This is a genomic window from Candidatus Kerfeldbacteria bacterium (genome assembly GCA_016214565.1).
Lineage (GTDB): Bacteria > Patescibacteriota > Patescibacteriia > UBA10025 > JAHIVO01 > JAXDBW01.
The window spans coordinates 381,151-404,662 of sequence record JACROE010000002.1 but is presented as its reverse complement, the minus strand read 5'-3'; the positions used below and the strand labels follow the sequence as shown (position 1 = coordinate 404,662).

23 protein-coding genes and 4 tRNA genes are annotated in these 23,512 nt (G+C 49.1%); 13 read left to right on the top strand and 14 right to left on the bottom strand.

Features of this window, described 5'->3' with window-relative positions:
- The first annotated feature begins 128 nt into the window (after positions 1 to 128).
- Positions 129 to 392 (top strand): RNA-binding protein, encoded by a 264-nt coding sequence (locus tag HZC01_02015; GenBank protein ID MBI5037458.1) that lies wholly within the window; start codon positions 129 to 131, stop codon positions 390 to 392.
- A gap of 174 nt (positions 393 to 566) precedes the next feature.
- Here the strand turns inward: HZC01_02015 and rpiB are convergent, their stop codons facing one another.
- Together rpiB and HZC01_02005 are read right to left on the bottom strand one after the other, a co-directional pair.
- Complete coding sequence (rpiB, locus tag HZC01_02010) at positions 567 to 995, bottom strand: ribose 5-phosphate isomerase B (GenBank protein ID MBI5037457.1); 429 nt, start codon at positions 993 to 995, stop codon at positions 567 to 569.
- A gap of 114 nt (positions 996 to 1,109) precedes the next feature.
- On the bottom strand, positions 1,110 to 2,432 hold the full coding sequence (locus HZC01_02005) for a DUF2029 domain-containing protein (protein ID MBI5037456.1): 1,323 nt from the start codon (positions 2,430 to 2,432) through the stop codon (positions 1,110 to 1,112).
- 134 nt (positions 2,433 to 2,566) lie between these two features.
- Here HZC01_02005 and HZC01_02000 point away from each other — a divergent pair, with 134 nt between their 5' ends.
- Together HZC01_02000 and HZC01_01995 are read left to right on the top strand one after the other, a co-directional pair.
- Positions 2,567 to 4,036, top strand: a complete 1,470-nt coding sequence (locus tag HZC01_02000) for a glycosyltransferase family 39 protein (GenBank protein MBI5037455.1) — start codon at positions 2,567 to 2,569, stop codon at positions 4,034 to 4,036.
- A gap of 1 nt (position 4,037) precedes the next feature.
- Positions 4,038 to 4,730, top strand: a complete 693-nt coding sequence (locus HZC01_01995; GenBank protein MBI5037454.1) for a hypothetical protein — start codon at positions 4,038 to 4,040, stop codon at positions 4,728 to 4,730.
- 49 nt (positions 4,731 to 4,779) lie between these two features.
- On the opposite strand, the gene HZC01_01990 is transcribed toward HZC01_01995, so the two are convergent.
- From HZC01_01990 to HZC01_01970, 5 genes are all read right to left on the bottom strand, one after another.
- Positions 4,780 to 4,854, bottom strand: a tRNA-His gene (locus tag HZC01_01990).
- A gap of 163 nt (positions 4,855 to 5,017) precedes the next feature.
- Positions 5,018 to 5,105 (bottom strand) — tRNA-Leu (locus tag HZC01_01985).
- Positions 5,106 to 5,135: 30 nt separating this feature from the next.
- Positions 5,136 to 5,483: a 50S ribosomal protein L19 gene (rplS, locus tag HZC01_01980; protein ID MBI5037453.1), complete on the bottom strand. Its 348-nt coding sequence runs from the start codon at positions 5,481 to 5,483 to the stop codon at positions 5,136 to 5,138.
- A gap of 63 nt (positions 5,484 to 5,546) precedes the next feature.
- A complete protein-coding gene (locus HZC01_01975) occupies positions 5,547 to 6,488 on the bottom strand; it encodes an RluA family pseudouridine synthase (protein ID MBI5037452.1) in 942 nt (313 codons plus the stop codon).
- Positions 6,485 to 7,936 carry a CCA tRNA nucleotidyltransferase gene (locus tag HZC01_01970; protein MBI5037451.1) on the bottom strand — a complete coding sequence of 484 codons (1,452 nt, stop codon included), beginning with the start codon at positions 7,934 to 7,936 and terminating at the stop codon, positions 6,485 to 6,487. Before HZC01_01970 ends, HZC01_01975 begins: the two co-directional genes overlap by 4 nt.
- Before the next feature lie 119 nt (positions 7,937 to 8,055).
- On the opposite strand from HZC01_01970, the gene HZC01_01965 reads away from it, so the two are divergent.
- Positions 8,056 to 9,540 (top strand): hypothetical protein, encoded by a 1,485-nt coding sequence (locus HZC01_01965; GenBank protein ID MBI5037450.1) that lies wholly within the window; start codon positions 8,056 to 8,058, stop codon positions 9,538 to 9,540.
- Between the two features lie 149 nt (positions 9,541 to 9,689).
- On the opposite strand, the gene HZC01_01960 is transcribed toward HZC01_01965, so the two are convergent.
- Both HZC01_01960 and HZC01_01955 read right to left on the bottom strand, forming a co-directional pair.
- Positions 9,690 to 9,762, bottom strand: a tRNA-Lys gene (locus HZC01_01960).
- Positions 9,753 to 10,019, bottom strand: a complete 267-nt coding sequence (locus HZC01_01955) for a GIY-YIG nuclease family protein (GenBank protein ID MBI5037449.1) — start codon at positions 10,017 to 10,019, stop codon at positions 9,753 to 9,755. Before HZC01_01955 ends, HZC01_01960 begins: the two co-directional genes overlap by 10 nt.
- Before the next feature lie 188 nt (positions 10,020 to 10,207).
- Between HZC01_01955 and HZC01_01950 the strand changes: the two genes are divergently transcribed.
- Entirely contained in the window at positions 10,208 to 10,849 is a 642-nt protein-coding gene (locus HZC01_01950; protein ID MBI5037448.1) for a CPBP family intramembrane metalloprotease, read from the top strand.
- A 60-nt stretch (positions 10,850 to 10,909) separates the two neighbouring features.
- Here the strand turns inward: HZC01_01950 and HZC01_01945 are convergent, their stop codons facing one another.
- The 5 genes from HZC01_01945 to HZC01_01925 form a co-directional block, all read right to left on the bottom strand.
- Positions 10,910 to 11,620, bottom strand: coding sequence for an energy-coupling factor ABC transporter permease (locus HZC01_01945; GenBank protein MBI5037447.1), 711 nt, complete (start codon positions 11,618 to 11,620; stop codon positions 10,910 to 10,912).
- A 3-nt stretch (positions 11,621 to 11,623) separates the two neighbouring features.
- Positions 11,624 to 12,304 carry an SDR family oxidoreductase gene (locus HZC01_01940; GenBank protein MBI5037446.1) on the bottom strand — a complete coding sequence of 227 codons (681 nt, stop codon included), beginning with the start codon at positions 12,302 to 12,304 and terminating at the stop codon, positions 11,624 to 11,626.
- Positions 12,291 to 14,831: an HAD-IC family P-type ATPase gene (locus HZC01_01935; GenBank protein MBI5037445.1), complete on the bottom strand. Its 2,541-nt coding sequence runs from the start codon at positions 14,829 to 14,831 to the stop codon at positions 12,291 to 12,293. Before HZC01_01935 ends, HZC01_01940 begins: the two co-directional genes overlap by 14 nt.
- 16 nt (positions 14,832 to 14,847) lie before the next feature.
- Positions 14,848 to 14,922 (bottom strand) — tRNA-Arg (locus tag HZC01_01930).
- An 11-nt stretch (positions 14,923 to 14,933) separates the two neighbouring features.
- A complete protein-coding gene (locus HZC01_01925; protein ID MBI5037444.1) occupies positions 14,934 to 15,791 on the bottom strand; it encodes a tyrosine-type recombinase/integrase in 858 nt (285 codons plus the stop codon).
- 245 nt (positions 15,792 to 16,036) lie between these two features.
- Here HZC01_01925 and rpsO point away from each other — a divergent pair, with 245 nt between their 5' ends.
- From rpsO to nusA, 8 genes are all read left to right on the top strand, one after another.
- Positions 16,037 to 16,309, top strand: coding sequence for a 30S ribosomal protein S15 (gene rpsO / locus HZC01_01920; protein MBI5037443.1), 273 nt, complete (start codon positions 16,037 to 16,039; stop codon positions 16,307 to 16,309).
- The gene (locus HZC01_01915; GenBank protein ID MBI5037442.1) at positions 16,309 to 16,827 is read left to right on the top strand and encodes an NYN domain-containing protein; all 519 of its coding nucleotides are present in this window, start codon (positions 16,309 to 16,311) and stop codon (positions 16,825 to 16,827) included. Before rpsO ends, HZC01_01915 begins: the two co-directional genes overlap by 1 nt.
- A 174-nt stretch (positions 16,828 to 17,001) precedes the next feature.
- Positions 17,002 to 19,287, top strand: coding sequence for a polyribonucleotide nucleotidyltransferase (locus HZC01_01910; GenBank protein MBI5037441.1), 2,286 nt, complete (start codon positions 17,002 to 17,004; stop codon positions 19,285 to 19,287).
- The gene (locus HZC01_01905) at positions 19,238 to 19,837 is read left to right on the top strand and encodes a cytidylate kinase family protein (GenBank protein ID MBI5037440.1); all 600 of its coding nucleotides are present in this window, start codon (positions 19,238 to 19,240) and stop codon (positions 19,835 to 19,837) included. Before HZC01_01910 ends, HZC01_01905 begins: the two co-directional genes overlap by 50 nt.
- A 605-nt stretch (positions 19,838 to 20,442) precedes the next feature.
- Positions 20,443 to 21,060, top strand: a complete 618-nt coding sequence (locus HZC01_01900) for a ribonuclease HII (protein ID MBI5037439.1) — start codon at positions 20,443 to 20,445, stop codon at positions 21,058 to 21,060.
- Positions 21,061 to 21,091: 31 nt separating this feature from the next.
- On the top strand, positions 21,092 to 21,652 hold the full coding sequence (locus HZC01_01895; protein MBI5037438.1) for a class I SAM-dependent methyltransferase: 561 nt from the start codon (positions 21,092 to 21,094) through the stop codon (positions 21,650 to 21,652).
- 55 nt (positions 21,653 to 21,707) lie between these two features.
- Positions 21,708 to 22,058 carry a YraN family protein gene (locus HZC01_01890; GenBank protein MBI5037437.1) on the top strand — a complete coding sequence of 117 codons (351 nt, stop codon included), beginning with the start codon at positions 21,708 to 21,710 and terminating at the stop codon, positions 22,056 to 22,058.
- Positions 22,059 to 22,153: 95 nt separating this feature from the next.
- On the top strand, positions 22,154 to 23,500 hold the full coding sequence (gene nusA / locus HZC01_01885) for a transcription termination/antitermination protein NusA (GenBank protein ID MBI5037436.1): 1,347 nt from the start codon (positions 22,154 to 22,156) through the stop codon (positions 23,498 to 23,500).
- The last annotated feature ends 12 nt before the right edge of the window (positions 23,501 to 23,512 follow it).

The window sequence follows — 23,512 nt, the reverse complement described above, 5'->3', positions numbered from 1 at the left end:
ACCCGCCACCGCACATGGTAGCATGCGGTTGTTCGCCTTTTTTTAGGGAATCTAGCGCATAATCGTGCTAGTATGGTAAAGGTCTTCCTAGAAAGAGCGAGTTAACAACTAAGTCTACACAACGCAAAATGGGTAACAAGCTCTTCGTAGGAAATCTTTCCTACAGCGTGACTGATGAAGAACTCGGCAATGCATTTGCTGAGGCCGGCACCGTCACGTCAGCGAAAGTGATTACCGATCGTATGACCGGCCGCTCACGCGGATTTGGCTTCGTGGAAATGTCCTCGGATGCCGAAGCGCAAACAGCGGTTCAGTCAGTCGATGGTAAAGAGATCGGTGGACGACCTGTCAAGGTGAGCGAAGCTCGCCCGCAGCAGGATCGCACCCGCTAGTCATCACTCTCGCGAATAATATTCGCAAAAAACGAAAAACACCCCTTCGGGGGTGTTTTTTGGATGCCTTGATTACTTATGGTTGCTCTGGGGTGTGATAATGCAGCGGCTGACTGATAATAAAACGAGGGGAAATGATTCTTCCCCTCGGATTTGAGTGTGCGTTGTGAGTCGTTATTCAATTTTGTCGAGGCGGCGTTGGTGGCGTTCCTCACCGGAAAATTCGGTGGTCAGCCAAACAGTGACAATTTCGATCGCCTGTTCGGCGGTAAGCACTCGACCACCCAGACATAGTACATTGGCATTGTTGTGCTGGCGCGACAGCCGAGCCGTCTCTGTATCATGGCAGAGGGCTGCCCGGATTCCGTGGAACCGGTTAGCGGCGATGGACATGCCGATGCCCGTGCCGCAGATCAGGATGCCGTGCCAGCTCTTACTGACTGCGCGGCATACGTCACGGATGTAGTCCGGGTAGTCGACCGGATCATTGGTCTTAGTGCCAAAATCGTGGGTCTGGTAGCCTCGCGCGTCGAGCGCTTCAATGAGCGCTTGTTTGAGCTCAAAGCCGCCATGATCAGCGGCAATGGCGATTGGGGTTAGCATGTGCGAACCTCCCTTTCTGGATTGTGATGGTGACTGGTGAGCGTTGTTAGGTTTGTCCCGCTACCTTATTCAATTCTATCTGGGTCGTCAAGTGGGGGCGTGGCGTATTCGAGTCTATCCTCGATTCAATGTTGGCGTCGGAAGGGTGTCGCGCGATGATGACCATGATCTCCAGGTCAATACCCCGTAGATTGACAGTAGTGCAATAATCTTTATTGACATAATCAGCGTGCCCACACCTTGCCGCATAAATGGGTACCAATAATATATATCCAAACAGATGACGGCGAATGCCAGCGCCATGATAATAAAGGCGTATCTCGCGAATTTGTTTGGTGGGGTGCTGGAATCAAAAAACCAAAAAAATGCAGGTATGGCAAGTACCAGGTAGTACTCCCAGACCAGCGGATTAATCAGGAGAAAGGTAATGCTGAGCAGTGACAGAGATAGTAGGCTGTCCTGGGCTCGCCGAACAAAGAGCAGATAGAGCGTGGTCAGCAGCACGGCGATGGCTGAGCCATAGTAGAGCGCCGTGGCAGCTTTTGGCGCATCGATCAATCCCTGACTTACATCCTGCTTGGTCATGGTATGGGCGAATAATCCAGAGAGTGAGTAGTTATTTGGCCAATATTTTGTTCCGGCATATGAGATTTTACCCCCCACTGTTTGCTGGCTGGCTTCTCCGCGGAGCAGTTTTGGCATGACCGAAGTAGTAAAAGTATTTAGCCGTTCCCCGGGCAGCATGGCAAATGAAATGCCTATCAGCACAAGTATGGTGGCGATTCCATAGCAGAGCGATCCCCATTGCTTTTTGTATATGAAGTAAAGGAAGAAAAAAGCGGGATATAGTTTCAAAGTAGTGGCGATGCCGAGCGCGATCCCCGCTCGGGCGGCATGGTTATGCTGTGACCAACGAAAAGCCACCAAAATCAGAAAAAGGATGATAAGTTCCAATTGTCCATGTACTAGCACTTGTTTCATCGGCCACGACATGAGCAGAAATCCGGAAAGTCCCCAAAATAGATCTCGCTGCTCAGGGCGTATCCGGCGCCACAGCTCTTTCCCAATGAAAAAGAGCGCGACGAGGGAAATCAATGCCCAAATAATTTTTGCCGGCTGATAGCCCAGCGTGGTTAACGGGGTGAGTAATTCCAGCAGAACCGGAGGATACAGGTAGGCGCCCATATCTTTCGCGTATGGAATTTCCCGCCCTAATTGGGCAATGGTTGATTGATCATAAAAATCAACTCCTTGGCTTAGCGCGGTTGCGGAAAAGTAATAGGTGGGGAAATCAGAAAAGACGTCCCGGTCAACAAAGGTAGTGTAGAGCGTGTGGTAGCCAAACCACGCCAGCCCGCAGATGAAGATGATCATCCCAATGCCACGCCAGGCATCTGCCGGTGACCCCTCAGAACTAATGGTTTTCTGCACATCCATAGTATATCCATTATACCTCATTATTGAACTGGCGCTACCACTTTTCGTGTTGTTCGGTAAATATTGTCGGGTGTTGATCCCGTGGTAGCCAGTGGATTATTTGGGGTAAAGCTCCTATAATGAGGGCACAACCTATGCCATTCGGGATAAAAAATTTTTTTATTCGCCACAAACTGATTTTGTTGCTCTTACTCGCCGTTATGGTGAACGAGCTTGTTTTCGTTATGGTCGTGCCGCTGTGGCAAAATTATGACGAGATAGAACATTATGCGTACACTGCTTTTCTCGTCGAGGAGCGGCGGCTCCCGATTGCAGTCGGGGTTCATCCGCAGACCGATGCAACGCTCACCCAATCGGATGAAATGCGGGCCGCTGATGCGCTTTTAGAAAATAGCGAAATCATAGAGGCCGCTTCGATGCGGGGGTTGGTGCAGCATCAAGATTTTGATGCCGGGGAGCGATCTGGTCAAGCTCTGGCGGCGCTGGCTGGCCTGGATCGGCGCACCTCCCTGGATAACTATCAGAATCCCACATATCGATATCCCCCATTGTATTATGCATTGGAGGCAATCCCTTATTTACTTTTTTATCATGCCGACATTATAACTCGGTCGTACGCGATGCGAGCGTTTAATATTATTTTTTTATTGCTGACCGTATTTTTTGCTTATCAACTGGCGCGACGTGTGTTGACTAGTCATCTGGGTGCGCTGACCGTTGCGGCATTGATCGGCTTCATGCCCCGACTGGCGTATACGGCCTCAGGATTGAACAATGATCATTTATTAATTACCTTTGGCACGCTATTGGTGTATCTCCTGGTTAAATATCTCTCGGAAAAGATGCAGTGGCAGCAGGCGTTATGGTTGGGGTTAATTTTTGCAGGAGGCGTATTGACCAAGCCTCAATTCATCGTATTTGCCGTGCCATTGGGGATTTTTTATCTTATTCAGTGCATGAGAGAGCGAAATTTTCGGCGCTGTGCGGCATATGCTTTAATTATTGTTGGGGTTACGCTGGCAATTGCGGGGTGGTGGTTTTTTTCCGATTCAGTGGGGCAGATCGGATCAAGTCAGATTACGGGGCTGAGCAATTTTGATTCGGCTACGGTCAGTGGTGCAGGAGCGGGACTTATGATTACCGCCATTGTACTGAGATATTTTTATATGTTTCTTACTTATTTTTCCGCCTTTGGTTGTTGTCATGAATTTGCTTTGGGCTCGCTGTACCAGGTACTTTTTGCCATCAGTGCTGGACTTGGGTTTTTTGGGTTAGTACATCTTGTGGTTACTAGGCGTCAGCAACCTCAATCATACATGATGCAAATGCTACTATTATGCATTTTCATCGTGGCTCTGGAGGGATTATTATTGTTGATTTTTCTCAAATCACTTTTGACTACCGGCATAATGCCTGGTTTCCCGATTGATGGGCGCTACCTCTTCCCGGTTATCGCCCCATTAACTATTCTATTGGTGGTTGGATTGCAGAAATTGCTGCCGCAAAAGTTTCATCGAGCACTGTACTTATCTCTCACGAATGGGATTATTCTCATTAATGTGTGCGCGCTTTTCTTTTATATCCTTCCTCGATATTACTTATAATATGTTTGCCGTATTACCTAAACAACATCGGTTACCAATCTTACTCACCGTCGTGTTGGCGAGCGCTGTGGGAGCGGTTGTGTTAATTTTTGTTATTTCGACACGATATTATGATACAGAAGGCAATCCAGTTTTTACCTATGCCCACGCCCAGTCTATTACATTTGATCCCGGCGTTCCGGCTGTTCTTGAACAGGCTTTTATTGCGTCTCAACCAGATTTAGCCAGAATTCAATTTACCGTCATTAATGAGCGCCTTAGTCATGATATCCGCGCCTCTGTTCGTTCCTATGGTGAGCGTGAGCGTTTGCTCGAGCAGGTCGTCACCATCAGTCCTGAGCCAGGACCTCAAACTATTACCCTGACTCTACCGCCGGTGGCTCATTCAAAAGATGCACAGTTTATTTTGTCTATCGATCAAGCGAATGCCGATGGTTTGACGTGGCTTGCGTTGCCGCACGACTGGTATCCCGACGGCCGATTATTGATCAATGGGGAGGCCTATGCGAGTAATTTAGTTTTTTCGTTTGATTATTATGAGCCAAATCCTTTGGTGCTGCTCATGAAACGATTGCCAATCTATAAGCCTGGCATATGGCACCATACAGCGTCGTTTGTGCTCGCGTATGGAGTATTTATTAGTATTGTACTCTGGTTTTCTTTTCAGTTCGCCCGAAAATCATCAGATCGATAGCGTGTCATACAAAAAAAGTTCCACCATATTGCTATGATGAAACCTTTTTTGGGGTGGCTAGAGGGATTCGAACCCTCGTGTCTGGTGCCACAGACCAGCGCACTAACCACTGTGCTATAGCCACCACGTCGACTGTGCGGCGCGGGTTACGTTTCTTTGCTTCCGCAAAGCAACTCCACCCTTGGCGCACACTCTCCTTTTCCTCGCCTGCCAATGGGCAGGCTCGGGATATTCTGATTGAAAAAGGATATGGCCGAGCATGACTTGAGGATCATTCGGCAATGGATTGGTGCGGACGAGAGGACTTGAACCTCCAACCCCTCACGGGGACTAGCACCTCAAGCTAGCGCGTCTACCAAATTGCGCCACGTCCGCTCGTAAATTTAGGAAGGGACAGCCTGAGTCCTATTTTTTGCCCTTAATTTCCTTCAATTTCTTTTTGTAGGAGCGGAGGTAGTAGAGTTTGGCTCGTCGGACACGGGCAGTCTTCAGCACTTCAATTTTGGTGATGGTGGGGAGATTGATAGGGAATATTTTCTCTACGCCCACACCTTCGGCAATCTTACGCACGGTGATTGTGCCATTGATACCATTGCCACCACTACGGCCTAAGATGGTACCTTCAAATTTTTGGATACGCTCTTTCTCTCCTTCAATAATCTTTTGGTATACGGCCACGGTTTGCCCGGGCTTGAGGTCCGGCAGGTCTGTTTTGAGATGCTGCTTGTTCAATTCTGCGATAGTTTTTTTCATACAAAAAAACGGCGATTAGTTCTTTTTAAGTAATCACCAGCATACCGATATTGCTCTGACCTGTCAACCCCGGCGCAGTTTGTCACACAGGGCCTTAATGGTGGGGTCTAAAGGGAGGTCAAACGTCAGTCGATGGCCCGCTTGGTCAGTAAATACTAGGTGGTACGCCTGCAAGCAGATACGATTCGTCGTGATAGTCGTTTTGGCCTTTGGATGCCGGTATAGCTGATCGCCGACGATCGGCAGATTGAAGGCATTGAGATGCACGCGGATTTGATGAGTGCGTCCGGTGAGGATGTCTAATTTGAGTAAGCTGTGCCCGGGCAATCGTTCGACTACTTCAAATCGGGTGATTGCCCGACGTCCCCGCGCTTCATGCTCCGGGACAGCCGCCATTTTATGCCCTGCCCGCGTGCTGCGATCAATATTAAATCGAATTTCTCCCTCGTCCTTCTGCGGTTGGCCGATACACAGTGCGTAGTACCATTTTTCAATGCTGTGGGATTTGAATTGTTCTTTGAGGTCATCGAATACGTCTTGGGTCTTGGCGATCACCATCAGCCCAGACACGTCACGATCCAGGCGATGGACAATCCCCGGCCGCATCGGATCTTCGCCCACCTTAGCACTCTGAGGATTGTGCTGCACAAACCAATCCACCAGCGTGGGTTCGTCAGTGACGGCGGCTGGGTGCACCAGGACACCGGCGGGTTTATTGATGACGACATACTTATGCGTATCTGCCAGTATGGGAATTGCGGGCAGGGTTTTTGCCCGTGCCGTATTTGGCAATACCATTGGAGCCTCGGGCATGGTGTCAATCATTGCAATAACATCACCTGCCTTAAGGAATTGGTGGACCGCGGGTGATTTACCATTGATTGAAACTAAGCCGACCTTTATCCGCTTCTGGATTTGCGATCGCGTCAAATCAGGCAGCTGCTCGTGAAGGAACACGTCCAGTCGTTTTGCTGCATCCGAGGTCGTTGCGGTATAGGTGGTCATGAGAGTTTGGTGAGATATGCCCGTGCTTGGGATTTAGTTTTGATCGTGCCGCGCAATTGCGCTTCGCGGAGCTTTGATTTGATTTTTCCAATGCGCGGGCCCGGCCGAAGATGCAGAGCGCGCATGATGTCATTGCCGGAGAGCAAGTCTGGCGCCAGTCGATTACCGCGGCGGGGTTTGATGCTCATGATTTGACGCTCCAGTGCACGGTAGTCAGTCAGATTCGGCTTGCCGGTGCGGGCGGCGAGGGTGGAGAGGATGTCCACATAGCTCAACTTACGCAATTGTTCTCCCGGATTTTGCTCGTGGTAGAAATATTTTTCAATCGTTGTCTTTTTCATGGGTGAATATTTGGTGCTGGCCACGATCATATGCCGGCTGATCAGCCATTCGATATGAGCGGTGTTAACTCCGGCGCTTGAAAGCCGTAAGCGATCCATGATGGCGCGTGCCATGCGAGCTCCCACGATATCATGGTTATTGAACCGCAACCGATCACTGCGTTTCAGAGTGGCTGGCTTGCCGATGTCATGCCAAAGTACGGCGAAGACAAGCTCGGCCGTCAGTGGTGTTCCGGGAAATTTTTTGGAAAAAGCAGGCGCCATCAGATTAGATAAACACAGTCGCGTGTGTTTCCAGACATCGCCTTCAGAGTGGAATTGTTTTGGTTGGGGGCAGCGCTTCATCGGGAGCAATTCGGGCATCAGTTCTTTAATGGCACCCGATTGGTCATACAGGTCAAACGCTATCGCCGGAATACTCACGAACGTTTTTTTCATTTCGCTGGCAATGGTTTCCCGGGGCACCACATATTCGCCGTTAAGCTTTTTATTGATATGCCGCATTGATGTTTTTAGTGCGCGCCAGGTTTTCGGTTCAATGGTGAATCCTAATTGGGCGCTGAAGCGCAACCCTCGCAACAGCCGAGAATAATCTTCGCCAAAACGTTTCGACGGGGCGCCAACGGTTCGGATAATTTTTTTCTGAATATCCGGTTGACCGTTGTAGGGGTCAATCAATGTTTTGGTGATCACATCATAGGCAAGCGCGTTGATGGTGAAGTCGCGTCGCGCCAAGTCATCTTCAATCGGTAGGATTGGGTTGGACTGGATTTCAACGTCGCGATAGCCGCCAGTCCCCCAGGCATGTTCAGTGCGTGGTAAGGCGATATCAATCGGTTCCGTCAGTGTGTTACCTTTGGGTAAAAATTTAAATACGCCAAATGATCGTCCTACCAGATCGACATGGCCATGGCGCTGGAGCCAGGCGTGTAGTTTTTTGGCAGGCACATTGCGGATCACGAGATCGTAGTCTTTTGACGACCGACCGATGAGGGCATCCCGGACAATGCCGCCCACTACAAAGATTTCCGCATGGGGGAAATCACGCCGAAAAGCAGCGAGAAAGGTCAATTGAGTATTGCGCGTCAGCGCGGCGAGTGAATGCATAGCTACTTAGTACCCTACTCTATCCCTGCAGCCTTGACAATATGAAAAAAAGATTGCTAAGGTGGGATATCGTTCATTGAGAATAAACGTTAACAATAGAAAACAGGAAGGAGTTTCGTGTGGGAACAGCAGCTGGTGTCCAAATTCCTAATCTGGATGGGTGGCTTACTCAGATTTTTCGTGATCAGTCTGATCGGCGAATCAACAAAGTGGTGAATTTCCTTTTTCGACCGGAGCATGATGCTGCGGGCCGGCGGCAGGCACTTCGTGTCGTAATCGAGGCAGTCGCTTCGGGGCATATATATTCGGTGAGTACCGATTCGCCTCGGTTTAAAGCATTGGCTGACGCTATTATCATCTCGTGCATTGAGCGGGGTGAAATGATGATCGTCGATGAATTGGTCACGCGGGAGATTGATATCATGCCAGCCCCGTTTGAGCTGGTTCGTGTCCATTTACTGATTCGATTGTTACTCCATATCAGCTCTAGTCCAGCTAATACGCAGATGTTTTGTCGCATGGCGTTTCCCGCCTGCAATGAACAGTTGCGGAAGACATTGCGGTGCGGATTACGCGGTTTCAAAAGCATCCCTGAGTCGGCCCAACCAAGATTGTTATGGCTGATTCAGGATTCCTGTCACTGCGTGGAGCACCTCTATAAAGCTTGGATCACCAATCTTATCCAATTGGCGGCTGATGGGGACGTCGCAGCAGTCGAGTGGCTTTGGTTTGTCTTCCAGGTCGTTGGTGTGGGCAGCCCACAGTTCAACATGATGTCGGTGAGCAACATCAAGCAATTGCTCAAGGCAGAAGGAAAAACCGTGGCTGATCATGAGCGGACGCCATTCAATTCGGCGCACCCCATCTGGGTAGTAGAGGATCGCCAATTGACGGCCATGACCGCATATATGGCATCCTACAATCAGCGATGGCAGATCGCTCGTGAGAAAGCGGGTGAATGGTGCCGTTGGTTTCAGCATGGATTACCGGAGATTGCGCCGGTCATGCGTCGCCACCGCGAGCAGATCCGCACTGAACCGGCTCGGCTGATTCGGAAAAACGGACGCGATCGCGTTGATGTGCATCAGCTATCACTGGTGCAGGATCTGGGGATTCAGTCTATCACCTTTTTGCCCAATGGCAGTCCCTGGCCTGACATGGATATCGTGTTTCATGTGAGGCGCCTTGGCTGTATGGAGTATGAATTGAGGGGGTCACTATTGGATCTGAACATTCACCTCCCCGCGTCGATTCTGGAGTCCATTCCAGAAGACACGCATGAACTTCGCCGATTAGCGCTGGAGTTCGTCATTATCGAATGTTTGCATCGGATCGTGGTGCGCCAGCAATTTGATCATACTGCTAACGGTAATGGTCACAATGGCAATGGTACACGGCGGGTTACCGGCGCGTGCGCGCATTTTCCACGTCTTCCTGATGGGAAGAGCGCTCGTCCTGAGACGATTGACCGGTGTCTCAAAGATACTGGTTTTGTTCCACCAGCTGGCCGTACCTACAATGAAGGCTGGGAGCCGGAGGGGGGCGAACTTATCGTCGAAACACGACCGCGTCTGGTCTTGCATGACGAACAGTTACAACATTGATCTTTATAGGAGAATACATTTGAATCTAACCGCTGGTGGCTTTCTACCGGCGGTTTTCTTTTTGGGTAGCAAAAACCCCCGCGGAGTCGGCCGAAGTTTTGCGGCGGACATTTTGAGCAGGGGTTTTTGATATGGCCTGATTCAGGCTTTGCGCCGTGAGGGATTCGAACCCCCGACCGTATCCTTAAGAGGGATCTGCTCTACCAACTGAGCTAACGGCGCATAGATTGTCGATAATTTTCAACGAGTCGTTGTTTTTGCTTACCGGCACCGGGCGTATGTTTGAGTAACCATTCCTGTTTAGCAGCCTCTTGGCGAGTTGGAAATGATTGTTGGTACACGAGCTGTAATGGTCTTCTACTTTTTGTAGATCGTACTCGACCGGCATTGTGCTGTGCAATTCTTTTTTCAACATCTTCAGCAATGCCGATGTACAGGTTGTGGTCAACTTTGCTGCGTAATATGTAGAGAAAGTGCATATGAAATATGATCTGCTCCCCCTGGCCCTTACGGGCCGGGGCCCCGGTCCGGCTCTGCCGGACAAGGGGTACCAACTGAGCTAACGGCGCGCGTCAACATGAGTGAGATTGAATTAGTATAGTGTAGTGTATCGGTAAAATCAAGAATGCCTCTAGAAGACTAGGCAATTTTGGGGTATGATAGAGATATGCATATCCGTGCCATACGATTTTTATTACTGATTATTGGTGCTGCCGTACTCTTTTTTGTATTTTATCCGCTCTATCACGATTCTCGATTTGGGGTTAGCATGATTAGCAATTTATTAATTGCCTACGGCAGCTTGTGGTGTTTTTATTCGCTGCAAGACGATCGTTCGATTCGCCAGCTACTCGGCATTCGTACTCTCGACCTTACCATACTTGGGATTATTACCATGTTGACCACTGCGGGCGTCCTCGGTGTTTTATTTGGTTTGGCCGGTACCGTCAGTCGATATTTTGACATTTCACCTTGGACCGGTGCCGCACATCAACCGTTGTTCCTATTTACCATGCTCTTCTATGTGCTTCTCAGCATTCCGCTTCAGGAATATATTTTTCGAGGGTATGTTTGGGCGCAGATTCGACATTGGATACCGCGGCCGTGGGTGGCGGTTGTTATTTCGTCATTTCTATATTCGATTTCACATTTACAATACGGCTGGATGATGATGCTCGTCACCTTCAGCTTTGGTTTATTTCTTGGATACATAATGGAGCGTTACCGGCGAATTGCCTTGCCGATTATCGTGCACTTATTGGGTGGAGTCGCTTTCTTCGCTACCAACTTGATTATTCAATTTCTGTAATGTAATCAATCAGACCTGGCGACACGCCAAGCCCTCGTATCAAACCGGTCAGCTGGCCGCCTATTTTTTTATATCAGCGATCGCGATTGATTGTTTTTGAGATTGCCACCAGCGGATGAGTACTATCGTGACGCCCGCCTCCGCGATACCGATAACGCAGTGTGTGAGTATAAATGACTGAACGTTTCCGCCAAACCGGGAAGTGTCAAATTGCATAATGGTAGCCGTCACCAGCGCAGTGATTATGACCGATAGCGCCGTGCTTAGGCCGAGTATGGCATGAGTTTTTTTCTTTATCATAGAGCTCATTCCCCAGGCAGTCCAAATAGCTATGACGCCCATAGTGAGAAAATTAATACCAAGCGCAATCGTGCCGCCATCGCCGAGTATGATCGCCTGAATCGATAATACGATTGCCATGGTAACCATCGCTGCCCAGGGACCGAGTATGAAAGCGGCAAGCGCTCCGCCGAGGAGGTGACCCGGCGTCCCATTGATGAGCGGTACGTCAATAAGCTGTATCAAAAAAATAAAACTGCCGACAGTCGCCATCTGCCACAGCTGTCGCTTTCCCGATTTCGAGACCGCAGTTTGGCGTGTCGTTATTTCAGCTGAGGTCGCCGGTATTGTGGCCAGCTGCTTATGCGCCACCGCAACTCGTTGCATTACTTCTCGATATATTTTGTGAAATGCTACGGCGGCAAATGCACCCGCTGATCCTAGTGCCGGACCGGTGATGTTATTATTAATGAATCCATCAGGAATATGCATGCGTTATGTTCGTTTGATAATAAGCTCTTCTCGCGGGGAGGATCGTTTGAGGTTGGCGATGATGCGTTCGGCTACATACGCCGGATTCATGTATTTGTCGTAGTCAGCCGGCCGTTGTTCATCGAAGAAATTCGTGCGCATGCCACCCGGGTAGACGCCGATCACCGAAATTTTTTTTGGCGCTGCTTCGAGCCGGAGTGATTTGGTAAATCCGGTTGCCGCGTATTTACTTGCACAATAAGCAGCAGAATTGGCTCTGCCGGTCAGTGCACTCGTGGAAAGTATATTAATAATAGTTCCCTGTCGGCGGCGTTTCATATGGTTGAGCGCTGTGCGAGAGCCATAGAGCATGCCAAAGAGATTAACCTCCATCATGCGATGCATGCGGGGGATGTTGATTTTTTCGATCGGTCCATGCGGGATACGAACGCCAGCGTTATTAATCCAAATATCAATAGTGCCAAAATGTTTAATTGCTGATTTCGCCAGTCGGTCCATGTCAGCCGGTTTGGTGACATCAGCGCGGATCCATATTTCGTTTGGGGTATATCGTGAACTGCCACGGGGAAGCACGCGTGCAGAGCGAACGACACGGGCGCCTTCACGGAGCGCGGCTTCCGCTAATGCACTTCCCAGACCTTTGCTGGCTCCGGTAATAACGATAATTTTTTTATTGAGTTGCATGGGAGTGTGAGGACGTTGTGTGAGGGGTTGCCAATTTGTAGAACATATTTTTTACTATTTCACTGCAGGCGAAATATGCAATAACCAGGCCAAAAATAATCGCTAGATGACCGATGCTCGGAGGAGCAAATTTAAATACTGATTGACCAAACGGTAAGTAGGGAATCAAAACTGTCAGTACAACTGCCGCGCCGGTTAAGAATAGTATATACCGTGATGGTTTGGCAGCTTTGTAGAATGGCAGACTGGTGCGGATCGAAAAGAGAAAAACGAGTTCAGTCAAAATGCTCCCCATAAACCAATTGGTTTGGAGTACAGCCGGAGCTTCGCGAAAAAAGAACCCAAAGAACATGAAGTCAAAGACGGTGCTAACCACGCCAAGGACCGTGGCAATATAAACGATTTCGCGAACATTGTAGCGCTGAGGCCGCGTCACTTCAGATTTTTTTACGTTATCAGTGGCAATGGAAATCATGGGAAAGTCTGACAGAAGATTTACTAATAATATTTGCAGAGGAAGCATTGGCAAGTAGCTGATAAATAGCGATCCCAAGGCAATGGCGTAGAAGTTCCCAAAGTTTGACGCCAGGGTGGCTTTGAGATATTTGATGGTATTCGCAAAAACCGTGCGCCCGTATTCGATCCCATCGATGATGACTTCAAGGTTTTTTTGGAGGAGAATAATGTCGGCCGCTTCTCGGGCAATGCTGGCCGCGCTCTGGACCACCAACGAAACACCAGCACGTTTAAGGGCCGGTGCGTCATTAATCCCCTCGCCCAAGAAACCAACATTATGATGCGATTGGAGTGTATCGATAATGGCAAATTTTTGTTCAGGGTTGACGCGGGCAAACACCGAAAAATTTTCTACAGCTTGTCGTCGCTCCATTAGTGATAGTTTTTCAAAATCGGAACCGCTCATGACATGATCGGGGTGTGCGGTGAGTTTAATTTGCTGAGCAACGGCCCCGGCTACTTCTGCCGCATCGCCGGTAATGATTTTCATAGACACGCCGAGTGCGCGCGCTTTGGTCACAGCACGAAAGGTTGATTCTTTGATGGGGTCGACGAATGACATAATGCCAATCAGCTCATAGGGGGTATCGGGCAATATTTCCTGCGCAGCAGGGCCTGTGGCGATTGCTAATACTCGTTCACCGGCGTGGCCGCGTTCGCGGAGCCACTTGGCAGCTGCTGCTTGTGTGCCGGCATCAAGCGTGGTGCAGCGTTTGAGGATTTCGTCTGGTGCGCCGCGAATGATACTGAATGTCTTCACTCCGTTTTGTACCACGACCCCATTGAGTCGTCGTACCGGGTCAAAAGGAAATTCAGTGATACGAGTGTAGCGGTCAATCTGCCGGCGAACGTCGTCGGGCGCAGCTTCCCATAGTGCCGCGTCAAAGGGTTCGTGCTTTTCTTCATCCTGCTGCGCCGCTAGGTTGCCAAAGAGGAGCGTTTGTTCACTCTCCTGCGGCCAGTAGTGGGTGAGAGATAATTTATTTTCTGTGAGCGTTCCTGTTTTATCGGAGCACAATACATCGATACCACCGATATCTTCGATTGAGGTTAATCGTTTTACCACCACTTTGCGCTTGGCTAATTCTACGGCGCCACGACTTAATGAAACGGTCGAAACAACCGGCAGTGCTTCGGGAATCACGCTGACTGCGAGAGCCAGCGAGAATACCAGTTGCTCGATGAGGCTTACTTCAGACCCTTTGATTAAACGATTTGCCACAAAGACAAAAACCAGTGTAATCAGGATCATTTGCAAAATGAATTTGCTAAAACGGCCAATGCCTTTGGCGAAGTTACTTTCTTTGACGGCCTCGGTGGTGAGCTGGGTAATATTTCCGATGGCGGTTTGGAGACCGGTTGCGATGACGATTCCTTCGGCTTCTCCTTGAACAACGGACGTACCAGAGAAGCAGAGATTACGTGCGGCATAGAGATCAGCTGGCTGCGCTTCAAGAGCATCGGCATCTTTATCCACGGCCACTGATTCACCAGTCAGCGCGGTTTCATTAACCAGTAACCCCGATACCTTGAGTAAACGTACGTCGGCCGGGACTGAATCGCCAGTTTGGATTATAACAATATCTCCGGGGACTAATTCGCGTGCGTCAATCCGATGCAGTTCACCATGTCGCCTGACCGACGTTTCTGTTTTAACATATTGTTGTAATAATTTGAGCGCCCGTTCAGAGCGGTATTCCTGAACAAATCCGAGCGTAGCATTAATTAGCACAAAAATTATTATAATAATACCATCGAGCGTTTCTCCGGCCACAATAACAATCGCCGCCGCGATTAAAAGCAGATAAATAAAGGCTGATTTGAATTGGCGAGCAAACACACTCCCGATGCCTATTTGATGAGGGTGCATTTCATTGGCGCCAAATTTTTTTTGGCGTTCGGCAACTTCAGTATCGTTCAAACCCTGGTCAGATTTGACGCCAAGCTCTTGATTGAGTGCTTCGACGGTTTTCGTGCAAAAGGTGAGGAGTAACTCGCGCTGGGTATTCATAGCTGTGTCGTGTGAGTGGTACCCCCGGCAGGAGTCGAACCTGCATCCAGAGCTTAGAAGGCTCTTGTTCTGTCCGTTGAACTACAGGGGCATGCGTATTAATTATTTTGTATATCGCTTAGTGGTAGTACTTGACGCGTGGCCCAAACGTTTTTTGATCTCTTGAATAGTTTCACCATTGGCCGCCAAGATTTTAGCGTATTGCTGACGTAGTGATTCTGGCGTGACGTCCCTGCCTAAACCTGAGGAGAGCGCATAGCGCTTGATAATACGTTGGATACTCCGTGCCGTCAGCGCGTTTGGGGTAGTTTTTTGCGCTTTGTCATGACGAACAAAGAGTGCGGTTGCGTCGTCGCGCCGCATCTGAAGATATTGGCGCAACCAATGGTGAGTTTGTTTCGTAAGGTTGAGGGTACGGACAGTGTCGCGGAGACCGCGGATCGCAAGAATATTTTTTCCTGATTGCACATCGGTGCGTTTGAGTGAAGCAATTTCGGAAACCTTTAACCCCGTGGTGAGTAATAATTCAATCAAGGCTTTATCTCGACGCTGGATGATTTCTGCATTTGTGGCGGTGAGTGGCGCTTCGCGAAACTGACTTAGGTCATAGTGGGTAATAGAGGGGCGGGCATGCCGAGCCGCGGGCAGCAGAGGAATAGCCGTTTCAGTGAGTTGGGTCATCCCCTGCTCGTGACAGTACCGGATAAATGAACGCAGTGCAATGAGGTGATAGTTGATTGTCGATGTACGCATTAATTCGGCTCGGCTGGTTCTCGTTTGTTGGAGCTGGTTGCGAAATGTTTGTACATGTTCGGCCGTGATGCCATTAATCGTTTGACACTGGGTCATGGTAAAAAATTTACGGAGGTAGGCTTGGTAATTTTTTGCAGCCTGGATTGAGCCGTCTTGCCGAACAACGTCTAGATATTGATTCATCATGGTGAAGCACTCGTTGGTCATAGTGTGGCGTCATTTTACGACACATTAGGCATGGAGTCAAAATTCGCAATCATCCCCTGCGTTTTGGTGGCTTAAGCTTTGACTGACTCCATCAGAAACGGAAGGACTCATTTTCAATGTCGTTTCTAGCGGGGTTGACAGGGTGGGTCTATTTCGTATACTATGGGTACTTAATTTATGAAGACGAATACTGGGTTTTGGGTCGATGGTTAGCCCCTTTTACTCGGATTCGCCTGAAAGGAACAATTATGCTAACCAAAAAGGAAAAGGATAAGATAATCGAGAAGTATAAAGTGCATGAGAAGGACACTGGCTCCGCCGAGGTCCAAATTGCAATACTCTCGGAAGAGATTAAGCGCTTGACTGGCCACCTTAAGGATCACAAGAAAGACTTCTCTTCACGTCGTGGTCTCCTGCGCAAAGTAGGACAGCGTCGTCGTCTCCTGCGATATCTCGAGAAGGAGAATGCGAAAAGTTTCGAAGACTTGTCAGTTAAGCTGAAACTTAAGAAGAAGTAATGAAACTTAAAGCTCAACGCGTCGGTGTTTTCGTCGACGTTCAAAACCTCTATTACTCCGCAAAGAATTTGTACGGGGCAAAGGTTAATTTTGGCGCCGTGCTTGATACGGCGGTGGCTGACCGAGAGCTGATCCGGGCGATTGCCTACGTCATCAAGGCGGACAACGTTGATGAACAGAAATTTTTTGAAGCGCTGGACAACCAAGGCTTTGAAGTAAAAATGAAAGAGCTGCAGATATTCCACGGTGGCAACAAAAAAGGCGATTGGGATATTGGTGTGGCTATCGACGCGGTTCGATTGGCGCCGAAACTGGACGTTGTGGTGCTGGTAACCGGTGATGGCGACTTCGTACCGTTGATAAATTATCTGAAAAACCTTGGCGTCTTTGTCGAGGTGATCGCATTTGGCGAATCCGCCTCATCAAATCTTCGCGCCGTCACTGACGAATTTCATGATTTAAGTGAAGACAAAAAGAAATATTTAATTGCACCTCGTCGCCGATTTATCGGTCGATAAAATTTATTTGATAATTAATATATCTACTACATTGAGATGGAGCACATGCAGGTGCGACGTTTCGTAGGCTTATTCACCGCAGTACATCAGGATTCGATGTACTCCGGAGCACAAGTTTATGAGCTCGTATCCATAGTGCAGACTCTGATGCGGTAGTTACGAAAGGAAAGAACTATGGTTCCTACTCCCCAACGGTTTACCACGACGGTAGCCGGTAAAGAAATGACATTTGAGTTCGGCAAACTTGCCGGACAGACCAATGGCTCCTGTACCGTTCAATATGGCGGTACGGTTGTCCTCGCTACGGCAGTATTAAGTGATACCATCCGCGATGGCATCGATTATTTTCCGCTGATGGTGGATTATGAAGAGCGCCTGTATGCGGCCGGGAAAATTAAAGGCTCCCGCTTCATCAAGCGCGAAGGCCGTCCGACTGATGAAGCAGTGCTCACCGCGCGTATGGTGGATCGTTCGATTCGCCCACTCTTCGACGAATCAATTCGGAATGATATTCAGGTCGTGGTGACCGTACTATCAGTTGACCAAGAGAATGACGCGGATGTTGTTTCGCTCATTGCCGCGTCAGCTGCTTTGTCCGTTTCTGATATCCCCTGGCATGGTCCGGTGGCTGGCTCACGGGTTGGCCGGGTGAATGGTGAATGGATTTTGAATCCATCATATGAACAACGCGAGAAAAGCGATTTGGATTTAGTGGTCGTTGGCACTGACAAAAAAGTAGTGATGATCGAAGCGGGTGGCGCACAGATTCCGGAAGATGTCATGTTGCAGGCCATGGAATTTGGTTTTAAACAAAGCAGTGGCATCGTGACATTTATCCGGGAAATCCAAGCAAAAGTTGGTCGGACTAAAATGTCAGTGATTGGCACTCCCGCTGCGCCTGAAGAACAGCAGACCTGGCAGGCCGTGGAAACAAAAGTAAACGCGTTCCTCCAGGAAAAATTACCAGCCGTATTCCAGATACGTGGCAAACAAGAACACGCCGCTGCATTGGAAGCGGTCAAAACCGAGCTCGATGCCATGCTCAAGGCCGATAATGCAGTGTCGAAAGAACACCGTGCCAAGGGCATTGGGCTTATTGATGAAGCGTATTATCGGGAAGTGCGGCGTTTGGTGCTTGAGACAGGCAAGCGCGTTGATGGCCGGTCAATCGATGAACTTCGTGAAGTGTGGTGTGAAGTGGGCCTACTGCCTCGCACCCATGGCTCCGGACTATTTAATCGTGGTGAAACGCAGGTACTCTCCATTGTCACCCTGGGTTCTCCCGGAGATGAGCAAGTGCTCGACACCATGGAAGAGAGCGGCAAGAAGCGCTATATGCATCATTATAATTTCCCTGGCTTTTCGGTGGGCGAAGCAAAACCAGTTCGCTCCCCTGGCCGCCGAGAGATCGGTCATGGGGCTCTCGCTGAGAAGGCGCTTGAGCCTGTGCTCCCGTCAAAAGAATCATTCCCCTACACCATTCGTGTTGTATCTGAGGTGCTCTCGTCAAATGGTTCTTCATCCCAGGCGTCCGCTTGTGGATCATCGCTTGCTTTGATGGATGCAGGCGTGCCGATTCTCGCGCCGGTTGCAGGCGTTGCTATTGGCTTAATTACTGATCCGGATAATTCATCCAATTACCGGTTGCTGACTGATATTCAAGGCGTGGAGGATCATGATGGTGATATGGATTTCAAAGTTGCGGGTACCAGCACGGGTATTACCGCTATTCAGCTTGATGTGAAATTGCACGGCATTGATTTCGCGGTGATCGGTGATACGCTCGCCGCCGCCTTAAAAGCTCGCTTGGCAATTTTGGAACGAATGACGCAAATTATACCCGCGCCTCGTACCGAAATGTCTCAATACGCACCGCGCATTACCGCAGTGCAGATTGATCCTGAAAAAATCCGTGAAGTCATCGGTAAAGGCGGTGAAACAATCAATAAGATTATTGAGGAATGCGGTGGTGAGGATGTATTGCAGATTGATATTGAGGACACCGGTTTGATCATGGTGACCTCGACAAATGCCGATATGTCTAAAAAGGCAATTGATTGGATCAAGAATCTTACCCACGACTTAACTGTCGGCGAGGTATACGATGGCGTCGTCACCCGCATCGTTACGGATCGTAATACCGGAAGTGAGATCGGCGCTATCGTCGAAGTGCTTCCTGGCAAAGACGGCATGGTTCACATTTCACAATTTAGAAATCAGCGAATCAATCGCGTCTCCGATGTCGTAAAAGTTGGCGACCCACTCAAGGTGAAGGTGATGGGGGTAGACAAAGAAAAAGGTCGCGTGGAATTGTCTCATAAAGTTTTTGATCAATCCGCTCCATCGACTGACCCCGAGGGCGTGCAGGATCGTCCACGACGTCCCTTTAATCGTCCGTCTCATGGTTCCCATGGCGGTAATCATCGCTTCAATCGTCAACGCCCGATCAATGATTATTAGTTTGAACGGCAAACCAGGCTCAGGCAAAAGCACCGTCGCGACCAGGCTCGCGGCGGCGCTTGGCTATGAGCGCATCTACATCGGCGGCATGCGGCGCGAGATGGCGCGACGGAAAGGGATGACCCTTCAGGAATTTAACGCTTGGAGCGAGTCCCATCCTGAGGGCGACACGGAGTTTGATGAGTATCTGACGGAATTAGGTAAAACGAAGGATGACTTTATTATTGAAAGTCGCACCGCATTCCATTTTATTCCCCACGCGATTAAGATATTCCTTGACGTATCAGTGGAGGTCGGCAGCCAGCGCATCTGGGACGCAATACGGCAGGGAGCGCAGGATCGGAATGAGGGTGTAAATCTCACGGATTACGTTGCGGTAGAGAATGCGGTTCGCGCACGGCTTGCCAGCGATCAATTGCGCTACCAAAAGTATTATCATTTGGATATTTTTTCTCCCGCGCATTACGATTTGTTTTTAGACACGACTGATCTGACGCCTGAAGCCGAATATCGGCAAGTCTGGGAGTTTGTCCAAAGCCGCTTGAAGTAAACGAAAAAATATTAGTAGTAATGGTTTAATTTAAACCATTTTTTATTTTTATTTAATATTAGCCAAAAGAAACTATTGACATTGGTCTTTTATTATGATATACTGGTCGCATACGAAATTTGAAAACTTATCCACAGTAAGGTAGCGGAAGCGATATGCCCGAATGAGTTCGGTTGTATGCTTTCTCTACTTTTGGAGCGATGCAGTTGGACATCGCGAACAAAAAACGAAACAAAACAAAAAGGTAACTCTTTGCGCAAAACAAAAAAATAGCAGAGAGAACACCACAAGAAGGTAGAGAAATTCGCTTTTTGAAAAATCCAACGCAAAAGGCAACATAATGGGAGTTTCATATGTGGCATTAACTGCTCATATGTGCGTCGGTGCATCCGACCTACATACGAGCGGTTAACGCTCACGACACTCCCATCAGGGAGGTGTCGCATATAAAACAATATATTATTGGTGCGCTACACCTCCTTTTCAATTCCATAAGAACACACCTTCGGGTTTTTTTCTTATCACTCTTTCCCCTTATCGGCGCGCCTCACCCGGCGCACTTTTTTGTTATTAGGAAATTGTTGATTAAGGTATATACTGTGGTTATGCAATATCCAAATCAAAAGATTGAAAATGAATATCGTCGGAAGGGGTACCGGTTGATTGCCGGCGCGGATGAAGCGGGGCGCGGCGCCTGGGCTGGACCGATTGTGGCTGCGGCGGTTATTCTGCCGGCAAACAATTCGTTACCCGGATTGCGTGATTCAAAACTATTGTCTCCTCGACATCGAGAACAATTATGTGATGAGATTTGTGGGCAGGCGCTCGCCTATCAAATTTGCTCAATCAGTTCGGCAGAGATAGATCGAGTCGGCGTGGGCGAAGCGAATATACGCGTCATCGCCCATGCCCTGGAGTTGTTGCCGAAATTACCGCATGTTGCTTTAGTTGATGGCACGCTCAAGATCGCGCTGAACATTCCCGTCCATTCCATTATAGATGGTGATGCTCAGATTATGTCCATTGCCGCTGCATCAATTCTGGCAAAAGTTTTTCGCGATCGAATGATGGTGCACTATGATCGGCGTTATCCACTCTACCGTTTTGCTCAGCACAAAGGGTATGGCACGGCATGGCACCAGCGAGCACTCCGTCAGCATGGCGCGTCTCCGATTCATCGGCGATCGTACGCGCCGATCCGGGCAATAGTACAGCGGGGATAAAGCACTTGTGCTATACTATGAGTACACTCTTATGACTGGCTTTACACATTCAAGCTCTACCTTTCTCCATCCGGAAAATATTTTAGCCAAGGCAGGATTAGTTGCCGGGAAGCACGTGGCCGATATTGGGTGCGGCGGCGGATATTTTTCCATTGCGGCGGCGCGCATCGTTGGCGATGCGGGACATGTGTATTCTGTCGACATATTGAAGGACGCCCTCTCCGCGCTGAGAAGCAAAGCAAAAATGTTTGGTTTGGCGAATCTCACCACCGTTTGGTCAGATGCCGAGCGCGTGGGTGGAGCACAAAAAATTCATGATCATTCGATAGACATGACGCTCCTCGTGCAGCTGCTGTCACAATCAAAAGCTCAAGACAATATCATTAATGAAATTGAACGTATCGGCAAGCCGGGAAGTACCGTAGTTGTCGTTGATTGGCGAAAGAGCAATATGCAGTTTGGCCCGCCCGCTACTCATCGAATCGAGCCGGAGGCGGTTATGACATTATTGGAGAAGCATCATTTTCAATTTCGCCGTGAAATCGAGGCGGGGCCGTATCATTTTGGCTTAGTTTTCGAGCGGCACGCCTAGTCTCAGATCTATACGTCAGTAAACCTTCCCCACGCTAATTGAGTGTGTGGAAGATATGTCGTATCAGAAAAAAATTGGCAATCAAGGAGAGGCGCGTGTGGCGCAGTATCTCGCCAGGAATCAACATGTGATATTGGCGCGGCAATGGCATTGCCGTTATGGTGAGATTGATATCATAAGTTATGATTGCCGCGCTCACGAATTGGTATTTATTGAAGTAAAAACTCGATCGGTAGATTGGTTGGGGCGATTCCCAGTCCTCCATCCGTTACAACAGGAGCGGTTAGCTGCGAGCATCAGCCTATACGTCTCCAATGTACAGTGGACGAATCGATATCGCTTTGATCTGGCGATCGTGCGTCCCGATGGCCCCCTGACCTATTATCGACATATGCCGCTCGAGTGAGGCTTGACGGCTGGTTCTCGCTGGTCTATACTCATGGCATAACTAGTTATCATGATGATAACTGGTTTTTTTAGTACTAAATTATCGTGGCGCGTATGAAATCACAAGCACAAGAGATATTAGAAGCAGCAAAAATTATTTGCGAAGAGAAGCATATTTCGCTTGATTCGGTTATCGAAACGATTGAGGCGGCTTTAGCCGTGGCCTATCGAAAAGATTTTGGTGAAAAGAACCAGAATATCAAAGTTACATTCAATATGGAAGACGGCTCAGCGCGCGTCTTTGATGTGAAGACTGTCGTGACGGACGAGAAAAAGGAGCTTACAGAAAAATTATTAGCGGAACGCCAAGCGGCCGCCGAGGCAGCCGCAGCGGAATCGTCCGATGCGGTGACGCCCGTCGCTCCCGTTACCCCGGTAACAGAGGAGGCTACCGAAGAATTTGAGCGGTTTAATCCAAAAACCGAGATTACCTTGACTGAGGCACAGGCGATCACATCAGGTGCAGCACTCGGTGACGAGATTAAAACTGAACTATTCCCCCCGGCTGCCTATGGCCGTATGGCTGCACAAACAGCTAAACAAGTTATTATTCAGCGCCTGCGTGAAGCTGAGCGAGATATGATTTTCCGTGAGTACAAAGATAAGGAAGGGGAAGTGATTAATGGCACCGTGCAGCGCGTCGAGGGTCGGGTCGTTTTAATTGACCTGGGTCAGGCTACTGCTATCGTGCCTCCGGCGGAGCAGGTGCCCCACGAGCGTTATACGCCGGGGCAGCGTCTAAAATTCTACGTTGTTTCCGTGAGTACTACACCGAAAGGACCGGAAATTCTGTTGTCCCGCGCTCATCCCGAATTGGTGCGCAAACTGTTCAGTTTGGAAGTCCCTGAGATTGGCAATGGTTCAGTGGAGATAAAATCAATTGCCCGTGAAGCGGGATCCCGGACTAAGATTGCCGTTTGGACCGATCAGAAAAATATTGATCCGGTCGGCTCCTGCGTTGGCCAGCGCGGTTCCCGCGTGCAGACTATTATTTCCGAAATTGGTGGTGAAAAAATTGATATTATTGAATGGGATGATGACGCGGTGAAATTTATTTCGAATGCCCTTTCCCCCGCTAAGGTATTAAGTGTTCAAACGAATCTCGAGGAAAAAACCGCTAAAGCGGAAGTAAAAGAAGATCAGTTATCTTTAGCCATCGGTAAATCTGGCCAGAATGTCCGATTGTCAGCGAAGCTGACTGGCTGGAAGATTGATATTGTTTCTGAGTCAGGTGAGCGTCCCAAGAGACCAGAAGCAGCCGAGGGAACAGCTGACGCGAGCGCAGAATCGGTCGCTGATGCCCCCGCCGCGGCTCCAGAGGCAGTGACGGAGGCTGAAGCCGCCGCATCGGAAGCAGTCCCCGCGGAACCCGAAACCCCGGCTGATGAACCAAAAGAATAATAATTAATCATA

Coding starts and splice junctions, on each gene's coding strand:
- HZC01_02015 (MBI5037458.1), top strand. CDS start 129: ATGGGTAACAAGCTCTTCGTAGGAAATCTTTCCTACAGCGTGACTGAT.
- rpiB (MBI5037457.1), bottom strand. CDS start 995: ATGCTAACCCCAATCGCCATTGCCGCTGATCATGGCGGCTTTGAGCTC.
- HZC01_02005 (MBI5037456.1), bottom strand. CDS start 2,432: ATGGATGTGCAGAAAACCATTAGTTCTGAGGGGTCACCGGCAGATGCC.
- HZC01_02000 (MBI5037455.1), top strand. CDS start 2,567: ATGCCATTCGGGATAAAAAATTTTTTTATTCGCCACAAACTGATTTTG.
- HZC01_01995 (MBI5037454.1), top strand. CDS start 4,038: ATGTTTGCCGTATTACCTAAACAACATCGGTTACCAATCTTACTCACC.
- rplS (MBI5037453.1), bottom strand. CDS start 5,483: ATGAAAAAAACTATCGCAGAATTGAACAAGCAGCATCTCAAAACAGAC.
- HZC01_01975 (MBI5037452.1), bottom strand. CDS start 6,488: ATGACCACCTATACCGCAACGACCTCGGATGCAGCAAAACGACTGGAC.
- HZC01_01970 (MBI5037451.1), bottom strand. CDS start 7,936: ATGCATTCACTCGCCGCGCTGACGCGCAATACTCAATTGACCTTTCTC.
- HZC01_01955 (MBI5037449.1), bottom strand. CDS start 10,019: ATGCACTTTCTCTACATATTACGCAGCAAAGTTGACCACAACCTGTAC.
- HZC01_01950 (MBI5037448.1), top strand. CDS start 10,208: ATGCATATCCGTGCCATACGATTTTTATTACTGATTATTGGTGCTGCC.
- HZC01_01945 (MBI5037447.1), bottom strand. CDS start 11,620: ATGCATATTCCTGATGGATTCATTAATAATAACATCACCGGTCCGGCA.
- HZC01_01940 (MBI5037446.1), bottom strand. CDS start 12,304: ATGCAACTCAATAAAAAAATTATCGTTATTACCGGAGCCAGCAAAGGT.
- HZC01_01935 (MBI5037445.1), bottom strand. CDS start 14,831: ATGAATACCCAGCGCGAGTTACTCCTCACCTTTTGCACGAAAACCGTC.
- HZC01_01925 (MBI5037444.1), bottom strand. CDS start 15,791: ATGACCAACGAGTGCTTCACCATGATGAATCAATATCTAGACGTTGTT.
- HZC01_01915 (MBI5037442.1), top strand. CDS start 16,309: ATGAAACTTAAAGCTCAACGCGTCGGTGTTTTCGTCGACGTTCAAAAC.
- HZC01_01910 (MBI5037441.1), top strand. CDS start 17,002: ATGGTTCCTACTCCCCAACGGTTTACCACGACGGTAGCCGGTAAAGAA.
- HZC01_01905 (MBI5037440.1), top strand. CDS start 19,238: ATGGCGGTAATCATCGCTTCAATCGTCAACGCCCGATCAATGATTATT.
- HZC01_01900 (MBI5037439.1), top strand. CDS start 20,443: ATGCAATATCCAAATCAAAAGATTGAAAATGAATATCGTCGGAAGGGG.
- HZC01_01895 (MBI5037438.1), top strand. CDS start 21,092: ATGACTGGCTTTACACATTCAAGCTCTACCTTTCTCCATCCGGAAAAT.
- HZC01_01890 (MBI5037437.1), top strand. CDS start 21,708: ATGTCGTATCAGAAAAAAATTGGCAATCAAGGAGAGGCGCGTGTGGCG.
- nusA (MBI5037436.1), top strand. CDS start 22,154: ATGAAATCACAAGCACAAGAGATATTAGAAGCAGCAAAAATTATTTGC.